Raw genomic sequence first — 22750 nt, forward strand, 5'->3', positions numbered from 1 at the left:
GTCCTCGCGGGCGCCTAGTAGTCCTGGCGGCGCTTTACGACCTTCAGTTGTTCGTGCAGGTCCTTCACCTGCTTGAGGGTCGGCGTCTCACTGCCGCCCACGATGAAGTCGTCCGCCAGCTTGTCGAACAGGGTGCACTGCATCGACATGGCTTCGCAGCCGTGGTTGTTCTTGAGCGTCCGGAAGAGCGCCTTCGTCTGCGTCCATTCCTTCTCCAGCTCCGGGGGGAGGCTGCTCTCCTTGACGGGAGCGCGGACCGGGGCGGGGGGGCGCTTTCCGGGGCGGGGCGGCGCCGCCTTCTTCGCGGCGGGAGCGGCCGTGCCTCCCGCTGGCGCGGTCGGGGAGAGCAGGCCGTCCGGATCCAGCTCCGCGGTGTCCGGCCCGGTGGGGGCCTGCGCGGACTCGGCGGACGGCGACGTGGACTCGGCCGAAGCGGGGGTGGGCGCCGTGGCCACGTCCTGGGCGGGAGGCGTGTCCTGGGGCGGACGCCCGCGCGCGGGCCGCGTGGGAGGCTGCTGCACCGGGGTGGGCGGAGGCGGCGTCAACGTGCGCGACTGCTCCAGGCCCACGGCCACGCGCAGTTCGGGGACGAAGTAGAGCCCCGCGCCCACGATGGACAGCGCGACGACCATCAGCAGGGTGAACATCAGCGCGGAGCGCAGCCCACCGCCCTTGCGGACCGGCGCGGGCTCACGCCGTGAGGCGCGCGGCGGCTCCGAAGGCTCCGGCCGCACCGGCATGGCCTTGCGCCGGGTCGCGTCGTCGCGCGTGGCGCGCGCGGTGGACGACTCGTCCGGATCCGCGGCGGGCGCGGGGGTGCGGGTGACGGCGCGCATGCTCGACGCGGTGCTGGAGCGCGGGGGCGGCGTACCTGGCGACGAACCGCGCACGGCGCGCCGGGAGCCCGTGCGGCCCCGGGACGGAGCGGTGGGGCCGGTGTCCGCCTCGCGCTTGCTGGTGGATGAGGAGGTCTCGCGCAGCAGCGCCTCGTCCAGCACGACGCGGGCCTGGGGCTCCTCGCGGCGCGAGCCACGGGGCATGGGGATGCGCGGGTGCGTGTCCGCGTCGCCCTCGCGCGCGACCAGGGCGTCGTCCGGCTCCGCGGAGATGTACGGCACGCTGGAGTCCGCCTCCAGGGCGCGGACATCCACCGAGACCAGGTCCTCCGAAGGCCGCGTGTCCTGCATCGTGGGCCGGGGAGCCGGGCCGGCGTCGAGCGGCTCGGAGTCGAGCGAGTCCGCTTCGGCGTCGAAGGAGAGTGAAGGGCCGGAGGACTGGATGGAGGGCACCTGGATGGTGGGCGCCGCGTGCGACGGCAGCGGCACCTGCGCCGGCACCGGCCGGCTCCCATTCGACGGCGTCGTCACGCCAGGGCGAGAGGACGGCAGCGACGGCATCGCGGCCGTGGGGCGCTGGCCTTCCGGGATGCGCGCCTCCACGGCACGCGCGGGCTCGGAGGCACGGGGCGCATCGAAGCCGCGAGACGCATCGGCCCCCCGGGGCGAATCGAAGCCGCGCGACGACTCCGACGCATCGAAGCCACGCGACGACTCGGACGCCCGTGGCGCATCGAAGCTGCGGGACGGCTCGGAAGCACGAGACGCATCAAGGCCGCGAGACGACTCGGCCCCCCGGGGCGCATCGAGACTGCGGGACGGATCGGACGCGCGGGGCGCATCGAAGCCACGGGACGACTCGGTCCCCCGGGGCGCATCGAAGCCACGCGACGACTCGGACGCCCGTGGCGCATCGAAACCATGCGACGACTCCGACGCGCGGGGCGCATCGAAGCCGCGCGACGACTCGGACGCCCGTGGCGAATCGAAACCATGCGACGACTCGGACGCGCGCACCGGCTCGTAGCTCGGCAGGGGCTCCGACTCGCGAGCCGCATCGAACGGGGACGACGGCGCGGGGCGGCTGCCGTTCGACGGCGTCGTCACTCCCGGGCGCGCCGACGCCAGGGACGGCATCGCGGCGGTGGGGCGCTGACCTTCCGGGATGCGCGCCTCCGCGGCGCGCAGCTCGGCTCCCGCGGAGCGGCCCCCCTCGGGGAGGGGCTCCGGCCACGGATAGTCGCTCTCGGGGAGCTCCTCGTCGTCGAACGGGTCGTCCGGCGGTGGCGGCGGCTCCATGAACGGCAGCGACTCACCCGCCGATTCGAACCGCCCCGGTCCGGAGTCGAAGGAAGGCATCGGCGGAGGCGCCACCGGCCGCGACGCATCCGCCGGCACGAAGGGCACGGGCCCATCCGCGGGCCGCACGGCCATCGGCGGAGGCGGCACACCCCGCGGGCCCACCGAGTCGGAGAAGGGCAGCGAAGCGCCCCGCCCTCCCGCGTCCGCGTACGGCCGCGACACCGGCACGTCCGGCACCGGCGGCGCGTCACGCGACGGCAACCCCGGATCCGCGTACGGCAACGACGTGGCGCGCGGCGCGGTGGGCTCCGCCTGCGGTTCGGAGGCCGCCAGCGCGTCCGCCCGGGGCGCGGTGGGCTCGCCCGTCAGCGGGGCCTGCGCCTCCAACGCGCGCTCCGCCGCGGTGCGGATGGCAGGCAGCCCCTCCAGGATGGTGGGCCGCTCCATCGCGTCCTGGCGGACCTCCACCGTGGGCGACGGCTCCGACGACGCGGGGCTGGGCCGCATCTTCGCGCGGGCCGCCTCCTCCAGCGCCTCCACCGGGAACGCGGGGCGCGTGGACTCGTCCACCACCACGCCGGGGCGCGTCTCACCGTCGTCGCGCGCGCCGCCGCCGTCCTCGCGGCTCCGGGGCGTGGGGTGGAAGGACAGGGGCTCCACCGGACCATCCAGGCGGATGGTCTTGGGCGGCAGCGCGGGCGCCTGCATCGTCGGGCGCGGCGCGGGGCTCAGCGACTCGTACGTGCCGCTGCCGCGCACGTCGCGCGACACCTCGCGCAGGGACGACAGCAGGCGGCGCTCGGACTGGTAGTCCGCGGAGAACAGGTCGCGCATGAACTTGCTGACGCTCTCCGGTCCCGCGCTGGTGTCGATCTCCATCAGGCACGCCTGAAGACGCACCCGGAAGTCCTCCGCCGTCTGGAAGCGCTGGCCCGGCTCCACCGCCAGCGCCTTCGCCACCAACTGCGACACCGTCGGCGGCGTCAGCGGCTCCACCTCGCTGAGCGGCGCCACCTTCGGGTTCGCCACCGCGGACATCAACTCGCCCGGGGGCAGCGCGTCGAAGGGGTTCTTGCCGGAGATGAGCTCGTAGAGACACAGGCCCACCGCGTACAGGTCGCTGCGGCGGTCCACCGGCTGGTGCCGGGCCTGCTCGGGCGACATGTAGAGGAACTTGCCCAGGATGATGCTGGGGTTCGTCTTCGCCGCAGACAGCCGGCTCTTCGCCAGCCCGAAGTCGATGACCTTCACCTCCCCCTCGTAGGAGATGAGGATGTTCTGCGGCGAGATGTCCCGGTGGACGAGCTTCAGCTCCTTCTCTTCCTCGTCCCGCTTGCGGTGCGCGTACGCCAGCGCGTCCAGCACCCGGCCCATCACATACAGCACGAAGGTCAGCGGCAGCGGCGTCTGCCGGTCCCGCACGCGCGCGGCCACCTTGCGCAGGTCCTTGCCGTCCACGTACTCGAGGGCCATGTAGGCCTCGCCCTCGTGCACGCCCATGTCCAGCACCTGCGCGATGGAGCCGTGCCCCAGCCGCACCAGCGTGCGCGCCTCCCCCACGAAGCGGTCGACGAAGTCCTGGTCCTCCGCGAACTGCGGGAGGATCTTCTTGATGACGCACAGCTTCTCGAAGCCCTGCGCGCCCTCCAGGCGGGCGAGGTAGATCTCCCCCATGCCGCCGGTGGCCAGGTGCGACAGGAGCGTGTACCGGCCGAAGGGTTGCGGCCGGAAGGGCCGCAATCGGGCGGGCTGGTTCGAAGAGTTCATGCGGTGCGGGGGTCCACCACGGAAACCGCATTGAACCCCGGGCAGGGGGCCCGCTTCAACCCGTCAACCGGCCGGGCCGGCCGCCTCACCGGATACCGGGGTTGGTCAGCATGCCCATGTCCTCTTCAATCACCTCGAAAACCGCCACCTTGTCGCGAGGCGGCCGCACCACCCGCTCGCCCAGGGGCATCACGTCGAAGCGGGCCCCGGTGGCCGCCAGCAGCTTGCCCGTCATCAGCACCTGGCCGGGCGCCGCGGTGGAGGCCAGCCAGCCCGCCACGCCCATGCCCTCCCCCACGGCGCTGTACTCCGTGCGGGACTCGGTGCCGATCATCCCCACCAGCGCCTTGGTGGAGTGCAGCGCGATGCGCAGGTCGCACCGCTCGTCCTGGGGACGGCGGGCCATGCCCCGCTCCCAGTCCGCGCGCAGGGCCAGCGCCGCGCGCACCGCGCGGACCGCGTCGTCACCCTTGGCGTAGGGCACGCCGAAGAGCGCGCGCATGGACTCGCCCAGGAAGCCTTCGACGGTGGCCTCGAAGCTGAAGACGATGCCGCTCATGCGCGCGTGGAAGTCGTTGAGAAGCTGCGTGGCCCGCGCCGCGCCCAGCCGGCCAATGACGGCGCCGAAGTCCGCCAGCTCCGCGTGCAGCACGGTGAGGTTCTTCTCCTCCAGGCCCGGCAGCTTGCCGCCCGTGCGCTGGGCCTCGGCGGCGCGGCGCTCGGCCACCTCCGGCGAGTGGTAGCGCTCCAGGTTGCGCCGCATCCGGTCCGTGCTGGAGCCGTCGCGCACGGCGAAGCGCTGCACGCCGCTGGCCACCAGGTGCGCCACCGCGGTGCACGCATCCAGCATCAGCTCCAGGCTGGTGTCGCCCCCGCCGGACACGTTGACGTAGAGCACGCCCGCGAACGGGGGCTCCGTCCCGATGGGGATGCACAGCACGCGGTCCACGCCGTACATGATGACGCTCTCGCGTCCGGCGAAGCGGCGGTCGTCCTTCACGTCGCCCACCGCGATCGCGCGGCCCTGGCGGAGGGCCTCGTCCACGATGGCGTCCGACACGGGCACTTCGCCCTTCGCGAGCCGCCCCCGGTGGCGCACCGCCGCGGGCACCAGCGGCCCGGTGGCGTGCTTGAGCAGCACCACCGCCGTGGTGGCGTCGGTGCGCTCCAGGAGCCGGTCCATCGCGGACTCCAGGAACGCGGTCAGCGTGCGCGCGGTGGCCAGCGCCTCCGCGGCGTGCACCAGCAGCACCAGCGTCTCATAGGACACGCGCGGGCTGGCGATCGCGGAGCCCGCGGGCACGGGCGAGGGACCGGAGAACGCGTCGTCGAACGGCAGCGGCCCCACGTTGTCCAGCAGGCGCAGCACGTCCGCGTCCTTGACGTTCTTGGCCATGAGCACGGACGGGCCCACGTCCGTGCCGTGCCCGAAGCGCACGACGCCGCCCGCGCCCAGGTCCATCATCTCCGTGGCGGCGTTCTCCACCGTGTGCGGCTGGCGCACCGCCAGGGTGTTCTCCCCCAGCGCCACGGTGTCGCCCGCGTTCAGGTGCTTGCTGCCCTGGAGCGGCGAACCGTTCACCCGGCTGCCGTTGCGGCTGCCCAGGTCCTCGATGCGCAGCACGTCACCTTCGACGTAGAGCCGCGCGTGCCGGCGCGACACCAGGTCGCCGCCCAGCACGATGTCGTTCTCGTCCGCCCGGCCGAGGCTGGTGACGCCCTCCGGCAGGTCGTACGACGTGTCGAAGTAGCCGGGCCCGTTGATGATGATCTGCCACATCGGGCGCAAGACATTACACGACCTCCCAATCTTCCGAGAGTCCGAGACGCTTTCCCGTGGAGGACGGGCGTCCAGCCGAGTCCCCGGCAGCCCTCTCGCGTCGCGTCATACCCGGGGGTCCCGCCGGATGCCGGGGTCGGAGTTCACCTGGGGCGGTGGATGGACGGGGCGTCACCCACGCGCAGCGTGCGGAACGCGGGGGCCCCGGAGCACGTCCCACCCGCCTCCCCGGCTTCAGGAGGCAGGTGGGGCGCGCGTGTTCACGGCACGCCGCCGTCAGGGAGCTGGCCGTTCACCACCGCCAGCGCGTCCAGGTCGAAGCCGCCGGACGTGCCGCCGTAGCTGTTGAGCCCCGTGTCGGTGATCCGCACGAAGCGCGCGCGGTGGAGTCCCACGTCCGCCAGGTCGAAGCCGTCTCCGCCCGCCACGGCCGGGTCGGTGGCGGACACGCCGTTGTCCGGAGCCGAGTGCACCGGGTGCGTGCCGGCGCAGCCCGGGAAGCCGCCGTCCTTGTCGGTGGCGGCGCACGGGAAGTCGAACCAGGTGACGCCGTCGTCGCTGACGGACACCTGGGCCGGCTCCGCGAAGATGTCGCCGCCCACCTTCTGGAAGGCGTTCTCGAAGACGAGCAGGTCCACGCCCGGGCCATCCACCGCGAACAGGTCGGTGAACTCCAGGGTGATGGAGCCGCCCCGCCCCAGCGACAGCACGTCGAGCGAGCCGGTGTACTGGCCCGCGCCCACGGGAGGCCCGAGCACGACGTCCGGGAGGCGGTCCTGCCCGAAGCCCGCCGAGTCGCCGAGCGTGTACGCCGTCACCCGGTCCGCGAACGGATCCACCGGCCGCGAGCCCGCGTCGGCGCCGGCATCCGTCCCCGCGTCGAAGTCCGTCCCGGCATCGGAGACGCCGGCATCCGCGAGGGTGCCGGCATCCACGATTTCGCCCGAAGGCGGCGGGGCGTCCTCGGAGTCGCCCGAGCACGCGCCCAGGGCCAGCAGCGCGCCGAGCGCGAGCAAGGGACGCTTCATCACGGGCCCTGCCGGATGCGCACGAGGCGGCGGCCGTTGACGTCCTTCACGCCCACGAGCAGGTCCGCGCCCAGGGACGACAGCAGGTCCACGGACGTGCACGCGTCCGCGGCGTTGAGCACCGCCACGCGCGTGCCCACGCTGATGGGCTGACCGCCGCCCAGGCCGGGCGTGAGCGAGAAGCGCGACACGTCGGTGACGCCGAAGCCCGTGGCGCCGTAGGCGCCGCGCGCCAGGGCCACGCCGTTGCCGAAGCTGGCGGCGGCGTTGAAGTCGGAGCCCACGTCCACCTTCGGCTCGTTCGTGAGCACCACCGGCGTGCGCGACGCCAGCGCCTCGCCCAGCTTGGTGCTGGACACGGCGTAGGCCACGTTCACGTACGTGTCCGGCTCCGAGTAGCCGAACACCGCGATGCCGTTGTCCGCGACGGCGGTGAAGCCGCTGCCGCCCACCTGCGCCGGGAAGTCCGCCACCTTCACGGCGACGTAGGGCTTGGCGGAGGTCACCAGCGCGTAGACGCCCAGGCCGTCCGTCACCGTGTCCAGGCCGCCGCCATTGACGAAGAACGCGTCCGTCGTGCCCGCGGCGGTGTAGTTGCCCGGCGCGTTGAGGTAGAGCGCCGCGTCGCGCCCGGACGGATCCACCACCGCGACGGAGCCCGGGAAGCCCGCGCCGGACTTCGTGTAGCCCGCGAGCAGGCGCGTGCCGTCATAGGCCAGGAAGTAGGACGGGTAGGTGTCGGCCGCGCTGGCGCGGTCCGCGGGCGCGAGCACCGTGTCGAGCGCGGCGGTGCCCAGCGTCACGTCCGGCCAGGTCCCCAGCGCGAAGAAGTCGCGGCCCGTGGCCGTCGTGCGCAAGCCGAAGAGGGAGTGCGTGGGGCCGGGCGTGGACACCACCGCGACCACCTCCGGGGACAGCTCCGCGGACTCCGCGACGCTGAAGCCCGACTGGAGCTGGAGCGTGCCCAGCACCTGCTCGCGAGGCAGCGGGGCGCAAGCGACCGTCCCGCCATCCGTGCCCGCGTCCGTGCCGGTGCCACCGTCGGGCTCCGTGCCCGCGTCGGAGCCCGTCCCCGCGTCGGTGCCCGCGTCGACCTCTTCGATGTCGACGGTGACCTGGGTGCACGTCTCCGCGACACAGGCCCAGGCCTTGCCCTCCGCGGGCGTGCCCTTGTCGCGGCAGTCGAAGGTGTCCACGCACTCACTGCCGCAGCCCGTGCCGCCCAGCACCACCGCCAGCAGGGCGCCCATCCACGCCGCGCGCTGGCCCTTCGTGCCCATCCGCTTCATGTCGGTCCGCATCGCGTCCTCGCTCCTGGCCTTCCCGCCCGGAGGCGGAAAAAGGCGTTGCCCTGGCGGGAGGCTGCGCGGACGCAAGGCACCGGACCGCCAGGCGCGTGCCGCGCCCTGGAGGCCTGCCTTCGCCGTCAGCTCCCCGCGGAGGTTCCGGTCTGTCGCCGGGCCCTCCGTGGGGAGGACGCCGGGTCGTCGCCAGGTCTTCGGACTCGCTGAAACGGTGTTCGTGCGAACGCTGTTCCTGCTTACCGCTGCGGGGCAGTCCCGGACTCACACCGGGTTCCCTGGAAGCCCTCACGCCCCATGGCGTGAAGGCATCGATGACGGGGCGGGACTATGGCGACCCCGGGGCAAAGTCAATGCGGCGTGGGTTCGGCGCGTCGGTCGCGCATCAACACGTAGCGCCGCGTGCTGCCGTCCACGACGACGGTGGACACCACGCGCCAGCCCTCGCCCCCCAGCCGCTGGAGCTCCACGAGGTCCTCGTCCGGGCTCTCGCGCTTGACGAAGGTGTACTCGTACGCCGGTGGCGGCGGAGGCGCGGGCGGCGGCACTTCCTTCCGCGGCGCCGCGCGGGACGTCTGCGCCCAGACCGCCGAGGGGAGAAGGAACGGAGCGGCCGCGCCGAGCAGGACGCCCAGCAGCACGAGGAGTGAGGCGGAACGACGGTTCATGGATGCGCACCCGGGGGAGGGACAGCGGGCATCTAATGCCGCCACCCCCACCCCGGAAGCCTCCAGCGGTCCGGACTCGCCGTATGGACGCGCGAGGCCACCGGGACCGTCCGCTGGAGAACGGCCCCGGTGCTCGTGCGCGACTACGGAAGCTGCACGCCGTTCACCACGGCGACGGCATCCAGGTCGAAGCCGCCGCTGGTGCCCGCGTAGCCGTTGGCGCCCGAGTCGCGGATGCGCACGAAGCGCGCGCGGGTGAGGCCCACGGCCGCCAGGTCGAAGCCGTCCCCTCCCGCCACGGCCGGGTCCGTGGCCGGGATGCCATTGTCGGGATGCGAGTACACGGGCGTGACGCCCGCGCAGCCCGGGAAGTTGTTCGCCACGTCGGAGGACGCGCACGGGAACTCGTGCCACGTGACGCCGTCGTCGCTGACGGCCACCACGCCCGTCTCCGCGAACGGCTTGCCGGAGGGCTTGATGAACGCGTTCTCGAAGACGAGCAGGTCCACGCCCGGCCCGTCCGTGACGGCGATGTCCGTGAACTCCAGCACGATGACGCCGTTGCTCCCGAGCGACAGCACGTCCAGCGAGCCCGACGACGCGCCATCCCCTTTCGGCGCGCCCAGCACGATGCCCGGCAGCAGGCCCTGACCGAACCCGGCGCCCGCGCCCGGAGCGAAGGACACGACGCGGTCCGCGAACGGGTCACCCACCAGCGGCTGGTCCTGGAGGGAGTCCCGCAAGTCCTCGCCGCCGCACGCCACGGAGAGGAGCGCGGTGAAGCCCAGCGCGAACGACCTGGGAAGAAGGGTCTTGTTCATGGGCGCGCTCACCGGAGCTGAGGGGCCTGCTGGATGCGGACCAGGCGCGCACCGTTCTTGTCATCGACGCCGACGAGCAGGTCCGGACCGATGGCGGTCAGGCCAGTCACGCGCGTGCACTGGTCCGCGTAGACGAGCACCGGCTGGCGGGCGCCGACGGTCACGGTCGCGCCGGCGTCCGTCACGGTGAAGGCGAAGCGCGAGACGTCCGTGCCGGCGAAGTTGTAGTCGGGCGGGACGTAGTCGCCGCGGAGCACGGACACGCCCTCGCCGTGGCCCGAGGCGGCGACGAAGTTGGAGCCCACGTCGAGCGCGGGCGCATCCGCCACGGCGAACGGCGTGCCGGACCTGAGCGCCTCGGTGATGGCCGCCGGGGCCACCGCGCGGCCCTCGTTGAGGAAGGTGTCGTCGGAGAAGTAGCCGATCATCGCGACGCCGTGGGTGGACACGGCGGTGAAGCCGCTGCCGCCCGTCTCCGGCGGGAGCGTGCCCACCTTCAGCGCGGTGAACGGCGAGCTGTCCGTCTTCAACGCGTAGACGCCCAGACCGGCCGACACCGTGTCGAGCCCACCGCCGTTGATGAGGAACGCGCCCGGGACGACGCCCGCGGAGAAGTTGCTCGGCGCGGAGACGTAGATGGAGCTGGCGGGCACGGCGACGTCATACACGCCCACGGAGCCCGGGAAGCCTCCGCCGGACTTCGTGTAGCCGGTGAGGACGTGCTGGCCATCCGTCTCCACGAAGGGGCTGAGGAAGAGCGAGGTGGAGGGGCTCCGGTCGGAGGGAGCGGCCACGTCGAACAGCGGCGCCGCGCCCAGCGACACCTGCGGCCACGTGCCCAGCGAGTACAGCGCATGAGGGCCGGAGGAGCCGTCCGACACCACCGTGTAGAGCGAATACGTGGGACCGGGCGTCACGCCCACCGGGCCCGCGGCGGAAGGAAGCGACGCGGCCTCACCGGCCACGAAGCCCGCCTGGAGCTGGAGCGTGCCCAGCTTCGGGTCGTAGGTCGCGGCCGCGCACGGATCCGAGCCTGCATCGGTGCCCGTGCCCGCGTCGGTGTCCGTTCCAGCATCCGTCGTCGTACCAGCGTCGGCGCCTGTGCCAGCATCGGTGCTCGTACCTGCGTCGCTGCCCGTGCCCGCATCCGCGCTCGTGCCAGCATCGTCGGTCGCTCCAGCATCCGCCGTCGTACCGGCGTCGCTGCCCGTTCCGGCATCGTCGGTCGTTCCAGCATCCGCCGTCGTACCGGCGTCGCTGCCCGTGCCCGCGTCGGTGCTCGCACCGGCATCGGCCTCCGTGCCGGCATCCGGCACGGTGACGGACGTCAGCTCGCACTTGCTCTCAACGCAGGCGAAGCGCTGTCCCGCGGGAGCGGCGCCCTGGTCGCGGCAGTCGAAATCATCGACGCACGCATCGCCGCAGCCCGCGCTGGTCAGCGCCATCGCGAGGGTCGTCAGCGCCCACGCGAAGCCCTGGAGTCCCCGCCCCGTCAACATCCGCTCTGTCTTCATCCGCGACTGCTCCCTTGCATCGCCCCCACGGGCGAGGTGAATCCAAGGGGCATGGACGGAGAGCGGACCGCGCACGGGGGACACGTCAGGACACGACACGCCGCGCGAGCGGAAGACCTCCGTCACCTCCCCTCGGAGGCTCCGGTCTGGCCATGCCCGGAGGCATGGGTCGTGGCAGGTCTTCGGACTCACAGGCGCGGGAGGCCCTCATCGGGTCACCCACCTACTGGCCGTCGCTTCCCAGCCCACTCACGGGCCAGTGCTTGCGAGGACGGCGTTCGTTCCTGCTCACCGCTGCGGGGCAGTCCCGGATTCACACCGGGTTCCCTTTAAACGCCGCACCCTGCGGATGCGGCGTACCAACGACGGGCGCTGGAGTATGGCGGACAGCAAGGCTTGTCAATACAAGCAGGGCCAATGCCTCACGGCACCGCGACGATGTCGATGGCATTGGAGATGCCGCGCCGGGGATCCACCGGACACGCATCCAGCGCCGGGCCCGCCGCCTGCGGCGTGGAGTTGCCGCGCCGCTCGACGAGCTGGCCGTCACGCACCTCCACCACGAACACGCGGCCCGCGTTCACGTCCGTGACGTACACGGCATTGCCCACCACCGCGAGCCGCCCTCCCACCGCGAGGTCGCAGCCGCTCTCCGGCCCTCCGGTGCAGCCCGGCGACAGCGCATACGACGCCACGGGCCGGTCATCCTTCACCAGCACCAGCCCCGTGGCCCGCACGGCCTTGGCGCGGTAGCCGCCCGCGGTGTCGAATACCGCCTCGCCCAGGCAGCTCACCACCAACTGGTCGCCCACCGCCTGCACGTCGCCCGCGTTGAGGCAGTCCTTCGCGCCCAGGTCGATGGCGTGCACCCCACCGTCCGCCGGGTCGATGCGCGCGAGCATCCCGGGCCCGTTGGGCAGGTAGTCATTCGCGGGGTTCAGGTTGGTGAGCGCCACGTACACGCCCGCGTCCACGGACACCGCCGCGTAGGGAAGCGCCATCGTCGTCCCGCCGTCGAAGGACTTCAGGTCCAGACCGGTGAGCGGAACGGTGTCCACGAGCCGGGGCTTCTCCGGGTCCCTCACGCTGACGCGAGCCACGGCGTTGCCCTGCTTGAAGTCGGAGCCGGCCGTGCCGAACAGCGGGATGTAGAACGTGTCGCCGCGCTTCGCGATGACCTGCGGGCTGGTGTTCGCGCCCAGGTTCACCTGCCCCACCGTGCGCAGTCCCAGCCCCCCGCCCTGCGCGGCCCCCTCCCGCTTGAGCACCTGGAGCGTGTTGTTCGCCGAGTCGAGGACATACACATACGGAGGGTCCACGAGGATGTCATTGGGCGAAGCCGCCACCGCGCCCAGCGAGTCCTCCTCCGCCACCGTCCCCAGCGCCCCCGCGGGAGCCTGTGACAGCACCGAGCGCGCCGCGTCCGCCGCCAGCACCACGCCATCCCACGCCGCCAGCGCCTGCACGCCCGAGCCGAACTGCCGCCGGGGCCCCATCCGGTCCGTGCCCGCCTGGATGCCCACGAGCTGTCCGTTGGTGAAGCAGGCCGCCACCACGTCATACATGCACCAGCCCGAGTGGCACGACTGCACGTCCGGGCACACCGCGCCGCAAGCGCCGCAGTTCAGCGGGTCGCTCGCGAGCACCACGCAACTGTCCCCGCACCGCTCCGCGCCGTCGGAGCATCCCTCGCGGCAGGTGCCGGCCTGGCAGACCTGGCCGGACGGACACGCGGCGCCGCAAGCGCCACAGTTCAGCGGGTCGCTCGCGAGCGCGACGCACGCCTCACCACACGTCTGCGTGCCCGGCTGGCATCCGCACACGCCCGCCTGACACGTCTCCCCCGCGCCGCACGCGGTGCCACACGCGCCGCAGTGCGACGGGTCGCCCTGGAGGTCCACGCATTCGGCGCCGCAGACGCTCAGGCCGGAGGTGCACAGGACCTTCTCCTCCGGGCAGCCGGTGAGGAGCGCCGCCGCCACGGCCGACAGCAGCAGCGCGAGCCGCGCATCAAGGAGGGGACGCGACATGGGAGTCCTCGGAGGGGGCAGGGTCGAGCGCCACGGAGAGCGTCACGTACGCGGCGCGGCCGGGCAGCGGCATGCCGGTGTAGTCGGCGGTCCGCGCATCGAGCAGGTTCTTCACGTCGAACGACACGGTGAGGTCCGGGCGGCGCAGGAAGGTGCTGGAGGCCCCCACGCTCACCCAGGTGCGTGAAGGCAGGGACAGGCGCGCCTCGCCCACGCGGTTGATCAACTGCGCGGACTGGACGAGGACCTCCGTGCGGCCGTTGAGCCAGTCCGGCCCCACGCGCAGCCGGCCCACCCACTTGTGGCGAGGGCGGTACGGCAGCTCCTTGCCGAAGTAGCGGGGGTCGCCGTAGCGGTTCTGCGTGCGGGTCCACGCGTAGCTGCTGGTCGCGGTGAGCCACGCGCGAGGCCGGGCCTCCAGCTCCACCTCCGCGCCCCACACGCGCGCGGCGGCGAAGTTGTAGGGCTTCGCGAGATTCGGCGGGTACAGCTCGTAGGCGATGAGGTTCTCGTAGACCGCCGCGAAGCCGCCCGCGCTGGCGCTCCAGTGCGCGTCGTGCCACAGGGCCGCGGCGTCCACGGACAGGGCGCGCTCGGGCTTGAGCTCCGGGTTGGGCAGCAGCAGGCCCTGCCGGATGTAGAGCTCCAGGAACGACGGCGCGCGGTGGGACTGGCCCGCGTTGGCGCGCACGCCGAAGCCATGGCCCAGGTCCACGCTCGCGCCCAGCTTGGGCGACAGCAGCGAGTAGTGCCCCACGCGCTCCACGCGCACCGAAGGCACCAGCTTCAGGCGCTCGGAGAACAGGGACAGCGAGTCCATGGCCATGACGCTCGCGCGCCACCACGACGCGGCCTGGCCGCCCACGGCCTGCGTGACGGACTCCGATGAGCTGGCCAGCGTGACGGCGAGCGCGTTGCGGCCCAGCACCGCGCGCCCCTCCACCTCCACGCCGCCCACGGTGTAGTGCTGCGCGCCAGAGTCCACGCCCGTGGTGCCGCCGGTGACGTCCAGCCAGTCGCGACGGAAGAAGCCGCGAGCACTGCCCTCGCCCGTGTCACCGAAGGGCCTTGCCCAGCGAGCGCCCAGCGACAGGCGCGTCTGGTCCTGGCGGCGGGACTCGGCGGGGTTCTGCACGGTGCCCGCGAGCGCGCGGTCCTCCAGCGACAGCTCCGCCAGCACGTCCACGCGCCCGCCGCCGTCCAGCCCCTGGCGGTACTTCAGGAGCGCACCGCCACCGCGCGCGTCATTGCGCGTGCGCACCTCCTGCGTGAGCGGGTTGTCGTCCAGCGCGGGCAGCTCGTCCACGCGGTAGCTGAAGTCGCCCTGGGAGCGCCCGCCATGCAGCAGCACCAGCGCCTGACCTTCGAGCAGCGCGCCCGACGCGGCGACGTGGGCCATCACGGTGTCGAAGCTGCCGTAGGTGACCTCGCCGCTGGAGAGGAGCCGTGACGAGGGCGCGCGGGTGACGAGGTTGACCGCGCCGCCCAGGCCGCCCGCGCCGTAGCGGGCACCGGCCGCGCCGCGGAGGATCTCCATCCGCTCCAGCAGCGCGACGGGGATGAGCGACAGGTCCGCGACGCCGCCCGCGCCGTTGAGCGGGATGCCGTCCAGGAACACGAGCACGCCATTGGACGACGCGCCGCGAACCACCAGGCTCTTGCTCTGTCCGTACCCGCCGGAGTCCTGCACGACGAGGCTCGCGGATCCGCCGAGCAGCTCCGCGGTGTCGCGCGCTTCGCCCGCGCGCTCGCGGACGTCGATGACGGTGATGGCGCCGGTGGGGTCGCGGCGCCGGGCGGAGTCGGCGGGGGCTTCGGGGACCTCCCTGCCGATGACCTCCACGGTGGGGAGGACGAACTCAGGGAGGGGGGTCTCGCCATCCTCGGGCGCAGGCGTCTCCTGCCCGGCGAGGGCCTGTGCCTGGAAGCCGAGCGCCAGACCGACGACGGTCCGGGCGAGAAGCGAGCGCCACATGCTCCGCCTTCCGCTCCCTCCGTCGAAGAGAGAAGGCCTCACGGCAGCACCGCTGCCGCACCCCTGGGCAGGTCTCCTGGCTGACAGGCTCCAGACCTGGGCGCACGCTGCGCCCTTCTGGAAGGAACCCTCCACCTTCCCTTCGCGGGAGCGAAAGTGGTGACAGCCGAGGCTTCCGGCCCTGGACCTCAGGGCAACCCGTTCACAGTGGCGGGACCGCGCCGGACTCGCACCGGCTTCCCTCTTGAAGGCCCGGCATGGGCACCCAAGGGCCCGGCCGTTCTAGGAGGTCACCCCAGGCGCGTCAAGGCACGGCCCGTGGGCGCTGCCCGTGAGTGATGTCCCACTCCCACGGGCGCGGGTGTCCAAGGGGACATGAACGCAAACGCCTGGAGCTGGAGCACGGTGGGGATGTTCCTCGTGGGAGTGGGCATGCTCGCGCCCACGCCAGCGCGCACCTGCATCGCGCCCGACTGCGAGCAGGGAGTGCGCTTCCCTCTCCCCGGGGACGGCGGCGTGGTGCCCGCGAACGTCCCCGGGCTGGTGGCGATACCGCCGCTGCGGGAGAGCGTGGATCCATCCACCGTCCGGCTGCTGCTGCCGGATGGAACGCCGGTGCCCGCGACCGTCACGGCGGGCGCGCACGAGACCCAGGTCCTGGTCCCGGACGCACCGCTGGAGCCGGGCACCCCGTACCGCATCGAGGCCAAGGGGACCTGTGAACGCCAGGGGCCCCAGACCCGGTCCGTGACCTTCACCGCCGGTCCAGCCCTGCCCCTGCCCACGAATATCGGCACCCTGACGGCCGACACGCCGGGCTGGGGATATTTCCACGTGTACGGGGACTCGACGTGTGGCGCCTGGGAGGAGATGGGGACCTCCACCACGCTGCGCTTCACGCCGTCGCCGGAGCTGGTGCCATTCCTGCCGTGGGTGCATTGGACGCTGGAGGTGGACGGCGAGCCGTGGTCGTCCGCGAAGCACGGCGTGCTGAACTCCACGGGTGAGGACACCGTCGAGTCGTATCGCGCTGAAAACATCCGGCAATTGCTCTTCCTCTACACGTTCTGCGGCTACCCGAGCTGCCGTATGCCGCCAGAAGGCGGCCTCAAGCAGGGCCGTCACCGGGCCACGCTCAAGGCGACGCTGGAGCACGCGAACCTCACACTCCCCCCGGTGAGCGTGGACTTCGAGCTGAGCTGCTCGGCGAGGGGCGCGCTCGCGGAAGGCCACCCACGGGCCCAATGCGCGGACGGAGGACCCTGGGCTGGCGATGACGCAGGGACCGTGGACGAGGATCCGTCTCCCGTGCCAGGCGACTCCAAGAAGGGCTGCACCCAGGCGGGAGGAGGTTTGACGGTGCTGGGCCTGCTCGCCACGCTCCGGCTCTGGAACGGCCGGAGCTGCGCTAGGGGCTTCGACGCGGTCGGACGCCGCGCACGATGACTTCCCGTCCTCTGGGCTTCCGCTTCGACCCACGAATCGTCGCGACCCGCCTGCTCGAAGCAACGCCCACGTCGCCTCCTGTCCTGATTTCGAGCCTCGCACGTGCGGACTCGATCGCACGGTGGAGACGTTCCTGGAGGACCTCACGCGGAGGCAGCTCCGTCAGGTACTCAGCGACATGGATTCCTCGTGCGTCGAGATCGAGGTACTCGACCGTCTCGCGCTTCTTGCCCGCGCACAGGATGATGCCGAGCGGAGCCTGCTCGGCAGGCTGGCGCTCATGTCGATCGAGCCACCGCAAGTAGAGCTCCATCTGACCGGAGTCCGAGGGCTTGAAGTCGCCGATCTTGAGCTCGATGGCGACGAGCCTCTGCATGCGCCGATGGAAGAAGAGCAGGTCGAGGTAGTAGTCATCGCCGTCGAGCGTGAGGCGCTTCTGTCGCTCGACGAAGGCGAAGCCCACGCCAAGCTCCAGGAGAAAGCGCTCGATCTCACGGAGGATGGCTGACTCGAGATCCCTCTCGCTATAGGTGTCGGAGAGTTCGAGGAAATCGAGCATGTACGGGTCTTGGAACACGAGCGCGGGCGTGAGTTCCCCCTTCTCACGTAAAGACGCGAGTTCATCACGAATGAGCTCCTCCGGCTTCTTGGAGAGAGCCGTGCGCTCGAAGAGCATGCTGTCGATCTTCTGGCGAAGCTCGCGCGTACTCCACCGTTCGACGCGGCACATCTCGGCGTAGAACTCGCGCTTCAGCGGGTCGTTGAGTGGAATCAACAGGGTGAAGTGGGTCCACCCCAATTGTCGCAGCAGTGCTGCGACAATCTGCGGGTCGGGAAAAACGGTGGCGAACTGGACCATCCGGCGCAAGTTCTTCTCGCCGAAGCCACGTCCGTAGCGGGTCTCCAATTGTCTCCCCACCGCGGAGACAATCTGGCCGCCGTATTCCGCGCGCTGCCCACCTGTCACTTCGGTGAGAACGCGACGCCCCATTTGCCAGTACAGCTTCGTCAACATGGCGTTCGCGGTGACCGCGACTTGCTGACGAGCATCCTCGATCATCGAGCTGAGGTCTTGAACGAGCATCGAAACCTCCTGGTCGCTGGGCGCGCCCCCAAATAGCTCTCGCGAGAGTACAGGCGTGCCCGCGGTGCTGCCTCCCTTCTTGCGCGACATCATCATGGCGGTTCCTGGAAAGGTGTCGCAGCGGGGGGTGGAAGGTTCATGGTTCCAACGCCATGCAGCAGTGGTGCCGCTGCGCCTGATGCGAGTCCAGAAGCCGGGGTGTCCTCAGCAGGTCCCGACTCTTACCCCTCAAGACGCCCACTGGAGCATCCGCGCCCATCCCCGCGCGTGGACGCCGCGCGCGCCGCCGCACGGTGCGCTGACTCCGCTTCAGAGGCGCACGCCGCTGGCACGCGGGCTGCTCAAGCCCGGACGCGACCTCAGGCGGTCGAGCCAGCGAGGTGCCCGGGCCGTGGTGGCGCGGGATTCTGAAGGGGGAAGCGTGTCGATGCTGATGGCGGGGAAGCGGTTGGCGGTGTTCTCCATCCGCGAGGGCAAGGGCGGGAGCATCTGGGTGCGCGCGGGCAGCGCGTTCGTCAACAAGGACGGTTCGCTCAACGTCCTGCTGGACGTGCTGCCCCTGGACGGGAAGCTGCACGTGCGCGAGGCCGCGGAGAAGCGCGACTCGGCGGCCGGCAGTCGCTTCGGCGGCGGCGAGCCCTCGCTGGAGGCGGGCGTCGGGGGCCACTCGTGAGGTGGGCCTGGGCCTGGGTGTTGGGCTGCGTGCTGATGGGGCCGGGGCGTGCGGAGGCCGCCAGCCCGCGCATGCAATACGTGGGGGTGGTCAACCTGAACGAGGCCACGGCGGCGGAGCTGGACCTGCTGCCGGGCGTGGGTGAGAAGGCGGCGCAGCGCATCCTCGAGCACCGCAAGAAGCGGCCCTTCGGTCGCGTCGAGGAGCTGGTCCGGGTCAAGGGCTTCGGCAAGAAGAAGTTCCTCAAGCTGAGGGCCCACCTGGCCCTCACCGGCCCCACGACGCTCAAGAAGGAGCAGGTCCCCGCCGGGTCGCCGCCGGGAAGGGAGGCCAGCGTCACGAACCCATGACAAATACAACCATCGGTTGAGTCAGGCTCAGGAGGGCCGCCATCCCCAGGTCCCGGCATGCCCCGGGATGGCGGCCTTCCGTTGCCTCCCCAGGCCTCCAGCCGGGCGGCCCCGTCCACCTGGGAGCACCCCTTCCGGATTTTGCTGGAACGCCCAGGCCGACGCGCTAGGACACGCCCACCTTTGGAACACAACGGAAAGACAGGGAGGCCGGAGGTGAGGGAGGATGCGCCCATGAAGGACACACAAGCCCCGGAGTCGATACCAGGCCCGGAGGGCAGCAGGTCCCGGGGTTCGCAGCAGCATCAGCAGCAGTTGGGTGAGGTGCTGGAGTTCATGCGCCTGCTGTGGGCCGTGGACCATGGCCTCCAGTCCACGTCCAAGCGGATGGAGTCCACGCTGGGGCTCACCGGCCCGCAGCGGCTGGTCATCCGGCTGGTCGGCCGCTTCCCGGGCATCACCGCTGGCACGCTCGCCAACATCCTCCACGTGCACCCCAGCACGCTCACCGGCGTGCTCAAGCGCCTGGAGAAGCGCGGCCTGCTGGAGCGCAAGTCGGATCCGCTCGATGGCCGCAAGGCCCTCTTCGCGCTCACCGACGCCGGCCGCGCGCTGGACATCCCGTCCGAGGGCACCGTCGAGTCCGCCGTGCAGCGCGTGCTCGCCCGCCTGCCCCGCGACCGCATCGTCTTCACCCAGGAGGTGCTCAAGGCGCTCGCCGAGGAGCTGGGCGGACTCTCCGCGCCCCTGGAAGACGCGCAGCCCCGCCCCACGCCTCCCGCCGAAGGCTGAGCGCCCCCCCTGCCCTCCCACCGTCCCCACCGGGCGGGGAGGGCCCGGGTCCCCCTTCCGCGTTGTCCCCAGAACCCTGCTGTCCACCCCTCCTTCGTGCGGCGGACACAGGCGCCCGCCTTTCTGTCCTCCGCCCCGGCGATGCTCGCGCGAAGACGGCGGGAGTGCGCCACAATTGGGAAATAGCCCGCCCCGCCCGGGGTTGGCTCGCGACCGACGAGCGGACAAGCCAGCGTGAACCTCGAGACACCGCAGAGCCCAGCCCCCGAGCTGCCGCCCCCGCCGCCTCCTCCAGCCCCGCCTCCCCGGGACCGGGCCGAAGCGCGCTCCGGAGGCGTGGCGGAGCTGCTCGCCCAGGTGCGCGCCCGCCAGCGCCGCCAGCTCTGGGCCCAGGGCCTGCTGCTGGGCGCCGTCGCGGCCCTCGTGCTCCTGTTCGCCACGGGCCTCCTGGGCCGGGCGGCGCCCGGGCTCGCGCGGTCGCTCCTGTGGCTCGCCCTGCCCGTGGGCGCGGCGGTGGCGTACGTGTTCGGCGTCGTGCTCGCGCACCGGCAGGTGGGCGACGACACCCGCACCGCCCGGCTCGTGGGCCAGCGCCGGCCGGAGCTGTCGCTGGACGTGCTCGCCGCGGTGGAGCTGTCGCGCGAGCGCCGTGAAGAAGCCGGCTGGTCCCCCCAGCTCGCGGACGCGTTCCTGCGGCAGATGGACGAGCGCGCCCGCACGGTGGACGCCGGGCTGGTGGTGGACCGCCAGCCGCTGCGCCGCGTGGCCATGGCGTGCGGCGGCGCGGTGCTGGCGCTCGCGGTGCTGATGTTCTTCGTGGGCGGCCGGTGGGCCGCGGGCTGGAAGCACCTGCGCGAGCAGGCCGCGCGCCCGGAGACCGCCGCGCAGGCGGAGCCCATCACCGGCGACATCGAGCTGACGTACCGCTACCCCGCGTACACCGGCCTCGCGCCGCGCACCGTGCCCGGCACCAACGGCGAGGTCAGCGCGCCCGCCGGCACCGAGGTCGCGCTGAAGACGCGCTCGGACCGCCCCGTCGAGCGCGCGGAGGTCGTGGTCAACGGCCAGACGCTGCCCCTCACCGTCACCGGCGGCCGGGAGCTCACCGGCAGCTTCGTGGCGAAGCAGGGCGGCCACTACCACTTCGTCTTCTACGGCGCGCGCGCGAAGCCGCTCGCGGTGGGCCCGGACATCCCCCTCAACGTGGAGGCGGACAAGGCGCCCCAGGTGACGCTGCTCATCCCGTCCACGGAGATTGAGGTCGACCCCGGCCAGAAGGTGACGCTCAAGTACGAGGCCACGGACGACTACGGCCTGTCCGGCCTGGCGCTGGTGTACCGCATGCCCGGCGCCAAGCAGGAGACGCGCGTGAACCTGCCGCGCGAGGACAGCCGCCGCAGCCGGGGCACCTTCAACTGGGACCTGGGCCCGCTCAAGCCCGCCCCCGGCGACCGCATCACCTACTACGTGGAGGCGAAGGACAACGACGCGGTGGAGGGCCCCAAGAAGGGCGTCAGCCGCACGCAGACCCTGCGCGTCTACAGCGCCGCCGAGCACCGCCGCGCCGCCCTGGAGAAGGCCGAGGTCCTGTGGGGCCGCCTCGTGGACCACCTGGCCGACCGCCTGGAGGGCCCGGACCGCGCGAAGCAGAAGGACGCGGCCGCGGTGGAGACCGCGAAGTCCGTGGACACGAGCGGCCAGCAGCTCGCGGACGACTTCCGCGCCCAGGGCGCCGAGCTGTCCCGGGAGAAGGACGTGCCCAAGGAGATCGTCTCCGCGCTGCTGAACATCGGCGGGGAGCTCAAGCGCAGCGTCAGCACCACCTCCGACTTCCGCCGCCTGTACCTGCGCACCCAGCGCGCGCGCGGCGAGGACTGGGGCACCGGCACCCGGCTCACCGCCGTGGTGGAGGACGAAATCGAGGGCCTGGAGCGCGACATCCTCTACCTGGAGTCGCTCCTGGACCGGCAGAAGCTGGAGGCGCTCCAGGAGCTGACGAAGCAGTTGGCCAACGAGCGCCGCGACCTGTCGCGCCTCATCGAACAGTACAAGGCCAACCCGGACGAGGGCGCGCGCGAGCAGGTGATGCAGCAGATCCAACAGCTCAAGTCGCGCATCCAGGAGCTGATGCAGCGCATGGCGGAGCTGCGCAAGGGCATCCGCGACGAGCACCTCAACGCCGAGGCGCTGTCGGAGATGATGCAGCAGGAGGACATGCAGGGCGCCATGGATGAGGTCGAGCGCCTGATGCAGGAGGGCAAGGCGGACGAGGCCCTGGCGAAGCTCCAGGAGCTGGGCATGCAGATGGACGAGATGCTCGAGTCCATGGACAAGTCCCAGGAGGACTTCGGCGCGGAGCAGTACCCGGAGCTGGCGGAGAAGTTCGGCAAGTTCATGGACGACCTGCAGGGCACCATGGACGAGCAGCAGAAGGTCGCCGAGCAGACGCGCGCCCTGCGCGACCAGGCCCGGGGCCAGAACCGCGACCGGCTCAAGGAGAAGGGCCAGGCCCTCAAGGACGAGCTCGAGCGCAAGCTGAAGCAGGTGCAGGAGGACTACCAGAAGCTCGACCCGGCCCGGCTCAACAGCCGCGCGGCCCGCCCGCTGGAGGAGGCCCAGTCCGAGCTGCGCAACGTGGAGAACGCGCTCAAGGTGGACGACTTCGACCTGGCCGCGGAGGCCGCCGCGCGCGCCGAGGACGCCGCGCGCCAGCTCTCCAGCATGGGCGAGCAGCAGCGCCAGTTGGATGAGATGTTCGGCAACCCGCCGGAGGTGCGCCAGCAGTCCGCGAAGATGGCGGAGCAGCTCAAGAAGGACGCGCGCGACGTGGCGGACGTGAGCCAGCAGTTGCAGAACCTCTTCCCGCCGCCGGGCTCGCAGTTGTCGCAGCAGGAGAAGCAGCAGCTCCAGCAGTTGGGCCAGCGCCAGCAGCAGTTGGAGCAGCGCGCGCAGGGCCTGCGCCAGCAGATGGAGGACATGGAGCAGACGGCGCCGCTGTTCGGGGAAGAGGCCGGCCAGCAGATGGATGAGATTGGCCAGCGCATGGGCGAGGCGTCCCAGCGCATGCAGGGCAAGGACCCGGGCCGCGGCTACGGGGAGCAGCAGGCCGCCATGGAGGGCCTCAAGCGCTTCCAGCAGCAGATGCAGCAGAGCCAGCAGGGCCGCAAGGGCGGCCGCGGGCTGCCCATGCCCATGGGCTCCGGCCGCCGCCAGGAGGGCAACGGCCGCAACCCGCAGGACAAGGTGGAGCTGCCGGACGAGGACGCGTTCCAGGCGCCCCGCGAGTTCCGCAAGGACCTGCTGGACGCGATGAAGCAGGGCGCGCCGGAGAAGTACCGCGAACAGGTGAAGCGCTACTACGAGGAGCTGGTGAAGTGAGCCGC

The 22750-nt window shown here is 72.0% G+C and carries 15 protein-coding genes and 3 riboswitches; of the genes, 5 read left to right on the forward strand and 10 right to left on the reverse strand.

Going from position 1 to position 22750, the window contains the following annotated elements:
• Positions 1-14: 14 nt before the first annotated feature.
• The 9 genes from K8556_RS32225 to K8556_RS32265 all read right to left on the reverse strand — a co-directional run bounded on the left by K8556_RS32225 (position 15) and on the right by K8556_RS32265 (position 15022).
• A complete protein-coding gene (locus tag K8556_RS32225) occupies positions 15-3905 on the reverse strand; it encodes a protein kinase (RefSeq protein ID WP_223743944.1) in 3891 nt (1296 codons plus the stop codon).
• A gap of 85 nt (positions 3906-3990) precedes the next feature.
• On the reverse strand, positions 3991-5685 hold the full coding sequence (locus K8556_RS32230; protein WP_223743962.1) for an FHA domain-containing protein: 1695 nt from the start codon (positions 5683-5685) through the stop codon (positions 3991-3993).
• Between the two features lie 260 nt (positions 5686-5945).
• Entirely contained in the window at positions 5946-6713 is a 768-nt protein-coding gene (locus K8556_RS32235; protein ID WP_223743945.1) for a cell surface protein, read from the reverse strand.
• Entirely contained in the window at positions 6713-8014 is a 1302-nt protein-coding gene (locus K8556_RS32240; RefSeq protein WP_223743946.1) for a hypothetical protein, read from the reverse strand. The genes K8556_RS32235 and K8556_RS32240 overlap by 1 nt, the downstream gene beginning before the upstream one ends.
• A 170-nt stretch (positions 8015-8184) precedes the next feature.
• A riboswitch (cobalamin riboswitch) is annotated at positions 8185-8345 on the reverse strand.
• A 19-nt stretch (positions 8346-8364) separates the two neighbouring features.
• Entirely contained in the window at positions 8365-8682 is a 318-nt protein-coding gene (locus K8556_RS32245; protein WP_223743947.1) for a DUF4177 domain-containing protein, read from the reverse strand.
• A 143-nt stretch (positions 8683-8825) separates the two neighbouring features.
• A complete protein-coding gene (locus tag K8556_RS32250) occupies positions 8826-9503 on the reverse strand; it encodes a cell surface protein (RefSeq protein ID WP_223743948.1) in 678 nt (225 codons plus the stop codon).
• A gap of 8 nt (positions 9504-9511) precedes the next feature.
• Positions 9512-11017, reverse strand: coding sequence for a hypothetical protein (locus K8556_RS32255; protein ID WP_223743949.1), 1506 nt, complete (start codon positions 11015-11017; stop codon positions 9512-9514).
• A 155-nt stretch (positions 11018-11172) separates the two neighbouring features.
• A riboswitch (cobalamin riboswitch) is annotated at positions 11173-11396 on the reverse strand.
• Positions 11397-11439: 43 nt separating this feature from the next.
• The gene (locus K8556_RS32260; protein ID WP_223743950.1) at positions 11440-13047 is read right to left on the reverse strand and encodes an MXAN_6577-like cysteine-rich protein; all 1608 of its coding nucleotides are present in this window, start codon (positions 13045-13047) and stop codon (positions 11440-11442) included.
• Positions 13028-15022, reverse strand: a complete 1995-nt coding sequence (locus K8556_RS32265) for a TonB-dependent siderophore receptor (RefSeq protein ID WP_223743951.1) — start codon at positions 15020-15022, stop codon at positions 13028-13030. The genes K8556_RS32260 and K8556_RS32265 overlap by 20 nt, the downstream gene beginning before the upstream one ends.
• Before the next feature lie 48 nt (positions 15023-15070).
• Positions 15071-15306, reverse strand: a riboswitch (cobalamin riboswitch).
• Between the two features lie 91 nt (positions 15307-15397).
• Between K8556_RS32265 and K8556_RS32270 the strand changes: the two genes are divergently transcribed.
• Complete coding sequence (locus K8556_RS32270; protein WP_223743952.1) at positions 15398-16468, forward strand: hypothetical protein; 1071 nt, start codon at positions 15398-15400, stop codon at positions 16466-16468.
• On the opposite strand, the gene K8556_RS32275 is transcribed toward K8556_RS32270, so the two are convergent.
• On the reverse strand, positions 16431-17648 hold the full coding sequence (locus K8556_RS32275) for a YhcG family protein (RefSeq protein WP_255652662.1): 1218 nt from the start codon (positions 17646-17648) through the stop codon (positions 16431-16433). The two genes, K8556_RS32270 and K8556_RS32275, sit on opposite strands and share 38 nt — an antisense overlap.
• A gap of 331 nt (positions 17649-17979) precedes the next feature.
• Between K8556_RS32275 and K8556_RS32280 the strand changes: the two genes are divergently transcribed.
• The 4 genes from K8556_RS32280 (at position 17980) to K8556_RS32295 (ending at position 22745) form a co-directional block, all read left to right on the forward strand.
• The gene (locus tag K8556_RS32280; protein WP_223743964.1) at positions 17980-18225 is read left to right on the forward strand and encodes a hypothetical protein; all 246 of its coding nucleotides are present in this window, start codon (positions 17980-17982) and stop codon (positions 18223-18225) included.
• The gene (locus K8556_RS32285) at positions 18222-18575 is read left to right on the forward strand and encodes a helix-hairpin-helix domain-containing protein (RefSeq protein ID WP_223743953.1); all 354 of its coding nucleotides are present in this window, start codon (positions 18222-18224) and stop codon (positions 18573-18575) included. Before K8556_RS32280 ends, K8556_RS32285 begins: the two co-directional genes overlap by 4 nt.
• A 234-nt stretch (positions 18576-18809) precedes the next feature.
• Positions 18810-19367, forward strand: coding sequence for a MarR family winged helix-turn-helix transcriptional regulator (locus K8556_RS32290; protein WP_223743954.1), 558 nt, complete (start codon positions 18810-18812; stop codon positions 19365-19367).
• Between the two features lie 234 nt (positions 19368-19601).
• Complete coding sequence (locus tag K8556_RS32295; protein WP_223743955.1) at positions 19602-22745, forward strand: DUF4175 family protein; 3144 nt, start codon at positions 19602-19604, stop codon at positions 22743-22745.
• Positions 22746-22750 lie beyond the last annotated feature (5 nt).

The organism is Corallococcus sp. AS-1-12, from assembly GCF_020036995.1.
Classification (GTDB): domain Bacteria; phylum Myxococcota; class Myxococcia; order Myxococcales; family Myxococcaceae; genus Corallococcus.